Origin of the sequence: Alloyangia mangrovi (assembly GCF_002300555.2) — a bacterium.
In the GTDB taxonomy this organism is placed as follows: domain Bacteria; phylum Pseudomonadota; class Alphaproteobacteria; order Rhodobacterales; family Rhodobacteraceae; genus Salipiger; species Salipiger mangrovi.
Map to the genome: position 1 here is coordinate 1 of NZ_NTHN02000093.1, position 10,143 is coordinate 10,143.

Consider the following 10,143-nt stretch of genomic DNA (forward strand, 5'->3'; position numbering starts at 1 on the left):
CGCCCACATGGCCCGCATCCGCGGCGATGCCCCGCGCCCCGAAGATCTCGCGCCAGCGCCCCTCGCCAAGCCCGAGGCCGCGCCGGAAGCGCCCGAGCGCGCCGAATTCGCGACCTCCGAGCCCGAGCATCCCGCCGTAGCGCCCTCGCGCCGTGACCTGCTGCCGGACATCGAGGAAATCAACCAGACCCTGCGCGTCGCCCCCGAGCCGCGCCGCATGGAAACCCCGCAGGGCCGCGCACGCGCCGCCGAAGAGGAAGAACTGCAGGGCAGCGGCTTTGCCCGAGGCTTCGGCGTGGTGCTCATCCTGGCGTCGCTGGCGGTGCTGGTCTACGCGCTGGCCCCGGTGCTCACCGCCGCGGTCCCTGCCCTCGCCCCGCTGCTCGATCCCTTCGTGGCGACGGTGGATGGCTTGCGGCTCTGGCTCGATGCCCAGCTCACCGCCCTGCTGAGCTGAGCCGCCACGACCACTCGCTCTCGCGTGCTCTTCTAGGTGAAGGTATCTTCGGTGGAGCGAGGGGTCAGACAGCCCCCTCGCTCCACCCGTGCCGACTGCACTCAGCCCCGACCCTTCCAGGGCACCAGCTTACGCTCGGCCAACCGCATCAGCATGTCGATGCCGAAGCCGATCACCCCGATCAGGATGATCCCCATGATCACGATGTCGGTGAGCTGGAACTTCGAGGCGACCATGATCATCATCCCCGCGCCCTTTTCGGCGGCGACAAGCTCGGCGGCGACCACGGTGCCCCAGCAGACACCCATGGCGACCCGCGCGCCGGTGAAGATGTCGGGCAGCGAGTTGGGGATGATCACGTGGCGCAGGATCTGCACCTTGCTGGCCCCCAGCGAATAGGCCGCGTGCACCTTGGAGATCTTCACCCCCGAGACCCCGGAGCGCGCCGCGATCGCCATGATCCAGAGCGCCGCGAGAAAGAGCAGAATGATCTTGCCGGTCTCGCCGATGCCTGCCCAGATGATGACCAGCGGAATGAGCGCCAGCGGCGGCACCGGGCGCATGAACTCGACGATGGGATCGAACCAGCCGCGGAACCAGTCCGACAGGCCCATGGCATAGCCGAGCGGAATGCCGATCAGCGCGCCGAAGAAGAACCCCGCGATCACCCGGAAGAGCGACCAGCCGAGATGCTCCCAGAGCGTGCTGTCGCGGTAGCCGTCGCGCGAGATCTCGACCAGCCGGGCAAGCACGGCCTCGGGGGCCGGCAGCCAGATCGGCTCCATCTGCCAGCCCTTGGCGGGCTCGAAGTTGAGCGTGCCCTTGGGCGACATGCCGACCCGGCCATAGTCGGTCATGACCTCGCCGCCCGGCGCGATCGGCTGGCCGTTGACGGCAACGACCCTGTGCCCTTCGTCGCGCCCATGCTCGTCATTCTGATCGACCCGCACCAGCCCAGAGCGCCAGGCCCCGACGCTCGCACTGTCGTTCTTCGCCCAGCCATCCCCGGGATCGACCTCGGGGTCCTCGGTCTCTTCGCCCACCGGGAAGACGCGCACGGTGACCGTCGCCTCGTCGGGTTCGACCCCGTCCGCCTCGGCGGTGTAGGTGAAGCTGGCATCGCCGACGAAGGGCCCCGGCGCGTGCAGGAACTTCGGCACCCAGGTCGAGCCGGTGAAGGCCCCCCAGAGCAGGAAGATCGTGAGGATCGAGACCACGCTGGCGATGCGGCTCGGGCGCACGGCGCTTTCGTCCCCGAAGGTGACGGTCTTGCGGGCGGTGAAATCGTTCAGGGCGCGGTGCACCAGCAGTTTCACCAGCAGCCAGCTTGCCACGAAGATCGCGATATAGAGAGCAAAGACGATCATGACGCGGCCCCCGCGGTCTCGCTGCGGCCCATGATCTCTTCCTCCATGTCCCAGATCATCCCGAGGATTTCTTCGCGTGTGCTGGCGAAATCGGGATGCTTCTTGACGGCGCGCAGGTCCTGACCGGCGCCGAGGTCGGCAAAGGGCAGACGGTACTCGCGGTGGATACGGCCCGGGCGCGGCGCCATGACAAGCAGCCGCTCGCCCAAGAGCAGCGCCTCCTCGACCGAATGGGTGATGAGGATGATGGTCTTGCCGGTTTCCTTCCAGAGCTTCAGCACGAGGCTCTGCATCTTCTCGCGGGTGAGCGCGTCGAGCGCCCCAAGCGGCTCGTCCATCAAGATCACATCGGGATCATTGGCAAGGCAGCGGGCCAGCGCCACGCGCTGCTGCATGCCGCCCGACAGCTCGTAAACCGCCTTTTCCTTGAAGTCGCGCAGGCCCACCACCTCGAGCAGGTGATCGACATTGGCACCGTAGTCGCGCTCGCGCTTTCCGGCCATGCGCGGGCCGAAGCTGACGTTGTCGCGCACGTTCATCCACTCGAAGAGCGCGCCCTGCTGGAACACCATACCGCGCTCGGCGGCGGGGCCGCGCACCTCGTGGCCATTGAGGATGATCTTGCCCTCGGTGGGCGCGAGAAAGCCCGCCACGATGTTGAGCAAGGTGGTCTTGCCGCAGCCCGACGGGCCCAGCACCGACAAGAGCTCGCCCTCTGCGAGGTCCAGCGAGACGTCCTTCAGCGCCTGCACCGAGCTGCCGTTGGGCAGGTCGAAGCGCATCGACAGGTTCTGGATGGATAATCCGCTCATGATCCGCCTTTCGCGGCCTTACGCCGCGGCTCGGGGGTTCCGCCCCCAATGTCGTTCTGATGCGAAGGTCCCGGCAGCAGCCCCCCACCGCCGGGACGGAAGGCCCGAAGGCCTTACATCGAGCCCGCTGAAGACAGCGGCCCGGTGTTCACGTGGTCGGCGTAGCTGTCGAGCGCCGCATCGATCGAGCCGGCGGCGACGAAGACGTCGGCGACGCCCTTCATGAAGTCGGCCGCGCCGCCGCCCAGCCATTTGCCCGAGAGCTGCTCTTCGGCGGTGGGGAAGACGAAGGTCGCCATGGTCTCGGCGGTGGCGGCCTCGTCCATGCCCGCGTCCTTGGCGATGACCGGCAGCATCTTGGCCTGGTTGGACTCATCCGCCCACATGGCGTTGGCGTCGGCGGTCACCTTGAGGAAGGCGGCGACAAGGTCCGAGTTCTCGGCCACCCAGCCCGCGGGGCCGGAAGTCACGTCGAAAACCAGGATGCCCAGCTCTTCCTTCTCGGCGCCGGTGAGCAGCACGTTGCCGTGCTCTTTCATGCGGCGGAGCGAGCCGCCCCAGCCGCAGGCCATGTCAACCGCGCCCTGCGCGATGGCGGCGGCGCCATCGGGCGGTGCCATGTCGACGATCTCGAGGCTGGCAAGGTCCACGCCGAAGTGATCCATCTGCTTGAGGAAACCGTAGTGAGCAGCGGTGCCGAGCGGCACGGCGACCTTCTTGCCCTCGAGCTCGGCGGCGCTGTCCTTGTCGATCTCCAGCTCGGAGCGCACTACGCAGTTGTCGTTGTCGGCGTAGCTTACCGCCACGTCGAGCGCCTGCAGGTCCTGCCCTGCCGAGGTGGCGACGACGAAGGGTGGCACGCCCTGGCTGACCGAGAGCTGCACGTCACCCGAAGCCATCGCCGCCGACATCGCGGTGCCGGTGTCGAAGCTCACCCAGTTGATCTCGGTGCCCATGGCCTCTTCGTACAGGCCTTCGGCCTTGGCGTATTCGAAGGGCATCGGCCACTCGAGGAAATAGCCCACGGTGATACTCTCGGCACTGGCGGCACCGGCCAGCAGCGCCGCGGCACCCGCCGCACCCATCAGGCTCTTCTTGATCGTCATCTCGTCTCTCCCGTTCTGCTGCCCCGTCATGCTCCGCGGGGCTTGTGCCTGGCCGGTACGTCAGGCGCCCGGCTCGCCGTCGATCCGACCGGAAAAGATACGCTCAATCAATGGGCGATGCCTGCGGATGCAGCAAGTACATGGGGGGCAGTGGGGTAAGCTGCCCAATTCCCGTGCACTGCCCTGTGAGGAAAATCCCGTTATACTTGGCAACTTCCGCAGCAGTAGCGATTGGCCTCGCAATCTGGCCTTATATCAACCGTAAATCTGGCGCTAAGACTTACGCCAGCTTCTGGCACATGTGCTAGCATCCCGCATCGCGGAGTCACGCTTTCGCGCCCCTTGCGGCGCCCGGAATTCAGGAGAGCTTCCATGGACGGCACCCTCACCCAGAACGACCTCAGCCACGTCGTCGAAGCCGACAAGGCTCACGTCTGGCACCACCTCGTGCAGCACAAGCAGTTCGAGACCTCGGACCCCAAGATCATCGTCGAGGGCAAGGGCATGCGGGTCTGGGACCAGACCGGGCGCGAGCAGCTCGACGCGGTCTCGGGCGCGGTCTGGACGGTGAACGTCGGCTACGGCCGCAAGAGCATCGTCGACGCGATCTCCGAGCAGCTGATGAAGCTGAACTACTATGCCGGCGCCGCGGGCTCGATCCCCGGCGCGCTCTTCGCCGAGAAGCTGATCGACAAGATGCCGGGCATGAGCCGCGTCTACTACTGCAACTCCGGCTCCGAGGCGAACGAGAAGGCCTTCAAGATGGTCCGCCAGATCGCCCACAAGCGCTACGGCGGCAAGAAGCACAAGATCCTCTACCGCGAGCGCGACTACCACGGCACCACGATCGGCGCCTTGTCGGCGGGCGGCCAGCTCGAGCGCAATGCGCAATACGGCCCCTTCGCGCCCGGCTTCGTGTCGGTGCCGCACTGCCTTGAATACCGCGCCGGGGATCAGGGCTGGGGCGATCTGTCGGGCGAGGCCTATGGACAGCGCGCCGCCGATGCCATCGAGGAAGTGATCCTGCGCGAAGGCCCCGACACCGTCGGCGCCATCTGCCTCGAGCCGGTGACCGCAGGCGGCGGGGTGATCGTGCCCCCGGCGGGCTACTGGCAGCGCGTGCAGGAGATCTGCCGCAAGTATGACGTGCTGCTGCACATCGACGAGGTGGTTTGCGGCGTCGGCCGGACCGGCACCTGGTTCGGCTACCAGCACTATGGCGTCGAGCCGGATTTCGTGACCATGGCCAAGGGCGTCGCCTCGGGCTACGCCGCCATCGCCTGCTGCGTCACCAACGAGCGCGTCTTCGACCTCTTCAAGGACGACGCCTCGGACCCGATGAACTACTTCCGCGACATCTCGACCTTCGGCGGCTGCACCGCCGGCCCCGCCGCGGCGCTCGAGAACATGCGCATCATCGAGGACGAGAACCTGCTCGAGAATACCGCCGCGATGGGCGAATACATGCTCGGCCGCCTCGAGGGGCTGAAGGACAAGCACGCGGTCGTCGGCGAGGCGCGCGGCAAGGGCCTCTTCCTCGGTGCCGAGCTGGTGACCGACCGCGCCACCCGCGAGCCGATGGACGAGAAGCGCACCGCTGCCGTGGTCGCCGAGGTGAACAAGCGCGGCGTCATCATCGGCATGACCAACCGCTCGATCCCCGGCTACAACAACACGCTGTGCTTCGCCCCGGCGCTGATCGCCACGAAGGACGACATCGACCAGATCGTCGAGGCTGTGGACGGCGCGCTGGGAACGGTCTTCGGCTGAGATGACCGGACACCGCATGAACGAACACGGGCAGCCCATCGGGCTGCCCGTCGATGGCAGCTTCCCCCGCCCCCTGCCCCCACGCAGCCCGATGACCGGCCGTTTCGTGAGCCTCGAGCCGACGCGGGCGGACCATGCCGAGGCGCTCTTCGAGGCATTCGCGAAGGACGACAGTGGCGCCAACTGGACCTATCTGCCGGGCGAGCCGCTGCCAGACCTCGCCACCGCGCAGGACTGGATCAGCCGCTGCGCCGAAAGCTCGGATCCGCTGTTCCACACGCTCTGCACGCCGGATGGCACGCCGGTGGGAATCGCCTCGTACCTGCGGATCGACCCGGCCAATGGCGTGATCGAGGTCGGGCACATCCACTTCAGTCCCCTGTTGCAGCGCAGCCCTGCGGCGACCGAGGCCATGTACCTGATGATGAAGCGCGCCTTCGACGAGCTGGGCTACCGGCGCTACGAATGGAAATGCGATGCGCTCAACGCCCCCTCGCGCCGGGCGGCGGAGCGGCTCGGCTTCAACTACGAGGGCACCTTCCGCCAGGCGGTGGTGACCAAGGGGCGCAACCGCGACACGGCGTGGTTCTCGATCCTCGATACCGAGTGGCCGCGCCTGCGCGCACGCTTCGAGGCGTGGCTGGCTCCGGCGAACTTCGACGCCGAAGGTCGGCAGATCGCCCGGCTCTCCGATCTCTAAATATCGATAAAACAACAAAAAAAGGGCCGCGTAACCGCGGCCCTGATGCTCAGTCGAGCAGGAAAGATCAGCCGTTGACGCTGTCCTTCAGCGCCTTCGCGATGGTCATCTTGACCACCTTGTCGGCCTCTTTCTTGAACTGCTCGCCGGTGGCGGGGTTGCGCACCATGCGCTCGGGACGCTCACGGCAGTAGATCTTGCCAACGCCCGGGAGGGTCACGGCGCCGCCGCCTGCAACTTCCTTGGTGATGATGTCGGTGATCGCTTCCAGAGCGGTCGACGCGGTCTTCTTGTCTGCGCCCATCTCTTCTGCCAGTGCGGCCACGAGTTGGGTTTTGGTCATCGGCTTCGCCATTTCATGGTCTCCTTGAACTGCCCGAGTACTTGGGCCCCATTGAGGTCACTTAACTCTATGTAGAGTCGAAACACAACGAATAGTGGCTATTTGCAAGAGAAATCTACGCGTTTCGAGCTGCAAACTGCCAATTCAGAGGAAGGCTGTCTCGTCGAAGCTACGCAACTTGCGGCTATGGATCCGCTCGAGGGGCATGGTGCGCAGATGCTCCATGGCTCTTATCCCGATCATCAGGTGACGCGCCACCTGCGTCTTGTAGAAATCGGACGCCATTCCCGGCAGCTTCAGCTCGCCGTGCAGCGGTTTGTCGCTGACGCAGAGCAAGGTGCCGTAGGGCACCCGGAATCGGAAACCGTTGGCGGCGATGGTCGCGCTCTCCATGTCCAGCGCCACGGCGCGGCACTGGCTCAGCCTCTGCACCGGGCCACGCTGGTCGCGCAGCTCCCAGTTGCGGTTGTCCACCGAGGCGACGGTGCCGGTGCGCATCACCCGCTTGAGATCGTAGCCCGAAAGCTGAGTCTCCTCCTCGACCGCATCCTCCAGCGCCACCTGGATCTCGGCCAGCGCCGGGATCGGCACCCAGATCGGCAGGTCGTCGTCGAGCACCTTGTCCTCGCGCAGGTAGGCGTGGGCCAGCACGAAGTCGCCAAGGCTCTGCGAGTTGCGCAGACCCGCGCAGTGCCCGACCATCAGCCAGGCATGCGGGCGCAGCACCGCGATATGGTCGGTGGCGGTCTTGGCGTTCGACGGGCCGACACCGATGTTGACCAGCGTGATCCCCGAGCCGTCCTTGCGCTTGAGGTGGTAGGTCGGCATCTGCGGCATCTTCGCGGTCAGCGGGATCGCGGTCTCGGCATCGGTGATCTCGACGTTGCCGGTCGAGACAAAGGAAATGTAGCCGCTCTCGGGATCGGCGAGCTGCTTGCGGGCATAGGCCTCGAACTCGCTGACGTAGAACTGGTAGTTGGTGAAGAGCACGTGGTTCTGGAAATGCGCCGGATCGGTGGCGGTGTAATGCGCCAGCCGGGCCAGCGAGTAATCCACCCGCTGCGCGGTGAAGGGGGCCAGTGGCTCGGTACCGTCGGGCGCGGGGCGCGCCACTCCGTTGACGATGTCGTCGTTGGTGGTGGTCAGGTCCGGCACGTCGAAGACGTCGCGAAGGATGAACTGCGCCGCCCCCTCCTGCGGCACGGTCAGTTCGGGGAAATTGGCCACCGCGAAATGCACCGGCATGGGCGTGTCCGACAGGCCCACCTGCACCTTCACGCCGTGGTTCTCGATCAACAGCCCGATCTGCTGCTTGAGGTAGTGCCGGAACAGGTCCGGCCTGGTGATCGAGGTGGCATGGGTGCCGGGCGCCGAGACGTGGCCAAAGCTGAGGCGACTGTCGACCTTGGCAAAGCTGGTCGTGGTGATCCGCACCTCGGGGTAGAAGGCCCGGTAGCGGACATCGGGATGTCCCTCGGCCATCGAGGACAGGAAGCGCTCCTTCAGGAACTCCGCGGCCTGCGCATAGAGCATGCAGAGCCGCTCGACCGCCGCCTCGGCTTCGGCGAAGAGCTCCGGCTCCGGGGCCTCGGGGGAAACTATCTGCAATTTCGCCTGCATGTCCTGCATCTGCGGCTCCTTCCGCTATTTTGCCGGCCAGCGTGGCAGGAAGAGGTGACGGGTTCAAGACGTCGCGATCACCGCGCGGAACCCGCCCACCGCGCGCGGCGTTCGCAGGCATGACCCCGCGCCCCGATCTCATCTACTATCCCGACAGCCAGCCCGGCATCCTGCGCCGGCGCTGCGGGCGCGGCTTCAGCTATATCGCCCCTGACGGCACAAGGATCGACGCCGCCGAGGAGCGCGCCCGGATCAGGGCCCTGGCGGTGCCGCCGGCCTACGAGCAGGTCTGGATCTGTCCGCGCGCCAATGGCCATCTGCAGGCCACCGGGCGCGACGCGCGGGACCGCAAGCAGTACCGCTACCACCCCGACTGGACAGCATTTCGGTCCGAGCGGAAATACGGGCATCTCGCCGAGTTCGGCGCCGCCCTGCCCGGGCTCCGGCGCAGCATCCTCACCCAGCTCCGCGCACGCGATCCCGGCGACAGGGAGTTCGCGCTCGCCGCCACGCTGGCGCTGCTCGACCGCGCCGGGCTGCGGGTCGGCAATGCCGATTACGCGCTGGAGAACGGCAGCTACGGCGCGACCACGCTGCGCGGCACGCACCTGCGGCTCGACGGCGGCACGCTTCACCTGCGCTTCCCCGGCAAGGGCGGCAAACGCATCCACAAGCAACTGAAGGACCGCACGCTGCAGCGCGCCCTCACCACGCTTGGCGATCTGCCCGGCAAGGAGCTGATCGCCTGGCTCGACGAGGACGGCCAGCCGCACGGCTTGCGCTCTGATGAAGTCAACCGTTGGCTCGCAGAGCGCACCGGCAATCCGGCCCTCACCGCCAAGACCTTCCGCACCTGGAACGGCAGCGTCGCGGCGCTGGAGGCGGCACGAACCGCGGAAAAGGTCAGCATCAAGGCGATGGCCGAGGCGGCGGCGGAGCGGCTGGCGAACACGCCGACGGTGGCGCGCAGCTCCTACATCCATCCCGCGGTGATCGCCCTCGCCGAGACGGGTCTGCCAAAGCTGCTGGAGCGTGCGCCAGACCGTCCCGGGCTGCGCCGCGCCGAGGCGCAGCTTCTCGCCCTGCTGGAGCGCTGAGGCTCAGCCCCGGCGCAGGCCGGTCTCGACCAGCATGCCGCGCCGCTTGGCCTCGTAGTAATACCCCTTGGCATAGAGCCCGATCGCCGCGTCGGGATTGCCATCCGAGAGCAGCCAAGCGCCGCGCAGGTATTTCACGCCATATTCAAGGTTGGTCTCCGCATCGAGCAACTCGCGCGGCTGCCCCCGGAAGCCCATGGTGCGGGCGGTGGCGGGGAGGATCTGTAGCAGGCCATAATAGGGGCCATTGCGCGCCTCGGGAGAGTGGGTGCTCTCGCGGATCGCGAGCCGGTGGACCAGCCGCCGGGGCACCTCGTAGTAGTCGGACCATTTGTTGATCGACTCGCGCAGCTCGGGCGTCTCGTTGGGATAGAGCGGCGGGTCGAAGCGCGTCACCTCGGGCACCTCCTCCTGCTGCACGGCGCAGGCGGAGAGCGGCGCCACGAGCGGCAGGAGCACGAGCGACAAGCAGGCGCGCCGGGTCATTTCGGTCTTTCGGGACATTCCGAATTCCACGTAGCCTCAGATGTGCCCTGATACCCTCATTGCGGGCTTTGGCCTATCCCGCGCAATGCCGCATGAGCGGAAGGGCGCCTGCGCGCGCGGGGCTTGCCAAGCGCCCCGCCGCGCCGCAGGTTGCCGCCCATGACACGCACGCTTCTCACTCTCGGACACGGCTATTCCGCCGCCGCCCTCGCCCGCCGCCTGACCCCGCAGGGATGGCGGGTGCTCGGCACCCACCGCGACCCCGCCAGGGCACCCGACCTCGCGACGCGGGGCATCGAGCCCGTGCTCTGGCAGCGCGCCGCGCTCGAGGCGGCGCTGGCCCGGGCCAGCCATGTGCTCGTTTCCGCCGGGCCGCGCGACGGCG

9 protein-coding genes and 2 pseudogenes are annotated in these 10,143 nt (G+C 67.1%); 5 read left to right on the forward strand and 6 right to left on the reverse strand.

What is annotated here, in order from left to right; translation table 11 throughout:
* Positions 1-457 (forward strand): annotated as a pseudogene (locus CLG85_RS26040) (zinc-ribbon domain-containing protein); the annotation flags it as partial.
* Between the two features lie 101 nt (positions 458-558).
* Here the strand turns inward: CLG85_RS26040 and CLG85_RS26045 are convergent.
* From CLG85_RS26045 to CLG85_RS26055, 3 genes are all read right to left on the reverse strand, one after another.
* The gene (locus CLG85_RS26045; protein ID WP_095881825.1) at positions 559-1,824 is read right to left on the reverse strand and encodes an ABC transporter permease; all 1,266 of its coding nucleotides are present in this window, start codon (positions 1,822-1,824) and stop codon (positions 559-561) included.
* Entirely contained in the window at positions 1,821-2,636 is an 816-nt protein-coding gene (locus CLG85_RS26050; protein ID WP_095881826.1) for a taurine ABC transporter ATP-binding protein, read from the reverse strand. The genes CLG85_RS26045 and CLG85_RS26050 overlap by 4 nt, the downstream gene beginning before the upstream one ends.
* A 113-nt stretch (positions 2,637-2,749) precedes the next feature.
* On the reverse strand, positions 2,750-3,742 hold the full coding sequence (locus CLG85_RS26055) for a taurine ABC transporter substrate-binding protein (protein ID WP_095881827.1): 993 nt from the start codon (positions 3,740-3,742) through the stop codon (positions 2,750-2,752).
* Between the two features lie 372 nt (positions 3,743-4,114).
* On the opposite strand from CLG85_RS26055, the gene CLG85_RS26060 reads away from it, so the two are divergent.
* On the forward strand, positions 4,115-5,512 hold the full coding sequence (locus CLG85_RS26060; RefSeq protein WP_095881828.1) for an aminotransferase family protein: 1,398 nt from the start codon (positions 4,115-4,117) through the stop codon (positions 5,510-5,512).
* A 1-nt stretch (position 5,513) separates the two neighbouring features.
* Complete coding sequence (locus CLG85_RS26065; protein WP_095881829.1) at positions 5,514-6,212, forward strand: GNAT family N-acetyltransferase; 699 nt, start codon at positions 5,514-5,516, stop codon at positions 6,210-6,212.
* A gap of 67 nt (positions 6,213-6,279) precedes the next feature.
* Here the strand turns inward: CLG85_RS26065 and CLG85_RS26070 are convergent, their stop codons facing one another.
* Positions 6,280-6,567, reverse strand: coding sequence for an HU family DNA-binding protein (locus CLG85_RS26070; RefSeq protein ID WP_095881830.1), 288 nt, complete (start codon positions 6,565-6,567; stop codon positions 6,280-6,282).
* Between the two features lie 132 nt (positions 6,568-6,699).
* Complete coding sequence (locus CLG85_RS26075; protein ID WP_095881831.1) at positions 6,700-8,184, reverse strand: AMP nucleosidase; 1,485 nt, start codon at positions 8,182-8,184, stop codon at positions 6,700-6,702.
* Positions 8,185-8,294: 110 nt separating this feature from the next.
* Here CLG85_RS26075 and CLG85_RS26080 point away from each other — a divergent pair, with 110 nt between their 5' ends.
* Positions 8,295-9,272 (forward strand): DNA topoisomerase IB, encoded by a 978-nt coding sequence (locus tag CLG85_RS26080; protein ID WP_095881832.1) that lies wholly within the window; start codon positions 8,295-8,297, stop codon positions 9,270-9,272.
* Between the two features lie 3 nt (positions 9,273-9,275).
* Here the strand turns inward: CLG85_RS26080 and CLG85_RS26085 are convergent, their stop codons facing one another.
* Entirely contained in the window at positions 9,276-9,776 is a 501-nt protein-coding gene (locus tag CLG85_RS26085) for a transglycosylase SLT domain-containing protein (protein WP_224844052.1), read from the reverse strand.
* 141 nt (positions 9,777-9,917) lie between these two features.
* Between CLG85_RS26085 and CLG85_RS26090 the strand changes: the two are divergent.
* A pseudogene (locus CLG85_RS26090) lies at positions 9,918-10,143 on the forward strand (SDR family NAD(P)-dependent oxidoreductase); the annotation flags it as partial.

What these genes read in the sequence shown, in the direction of transcription:
- CLG85_RS26055 (WP_095881827.1), bottom strand. Translation starts at nt 3,742, where the DNA reads ATGACGATCAAGAAGAGCCTGATGGGTGCGGCGGGTGCCGCGGCGCTG.
- CLG85_RS26075 (WP_095881831.1), bottom strand. Translation starts at nt 8,184, where the DNA reads ATGCAGGACATGCAGGCGAAATTGCAGATAGTTTCCCCCGAGGCCCCG.
- CLG85_RS26065 (WP_095881829.1), top strand. Translation starts at nt 5,514, where the DNA reads ATGACCGGACACCGCATGAACGAACACGGGCAGCCCATCGGGCTGCCC.
- CLG85_RS26070 (WP_095881830.1), bottom strand. Translation starts at nt 6,567, where the DNA reads ATGGCGAAGCCGATGACCAAAACCCAACTCGTGGCCGCACTGGCAGAA.
- CLG85_RS26080 (WP_095881832.1), top strand. Translation starts at nt 8,295, where the DNA reads ATGACCCCGCGCCCCGATCTCATCTACTATCCCGACAGCCAGCCCGGC.
- CLG85_RS26050 (WP_095881826.1), bottom strand. Translation starts at nt 2,636, where the DNA reads ATGAGCGGATTATCCATCCAGAACCTGTCGATGCGCTTCGACCTGCCC.
- CLG85_RS26085 (WP_224844052.1), bottom strand. Translation starts at nt 9,776, where the DNA reads ATGTCCCGAAAGACCGAAATGACCCGGCGCGCCTGCTTGTCGCTCGTG.
- CLG85_RS26045 (WP_095881825.1), bottom strand. Translation starts at nt 1,824, where the DNA reads ATGATCGTCTTTGCTCTCTATATCGCGATCTTCGTGGCAAGCTGGCTG.
- CLG85_RS26060 (WP_095881828.1), top strand. Translation starts at nt 4,115, where the DNA reads ATGGACGGCACCCTCACCCAGAACGACCTCAGCCACGTCGTCGAAGCC.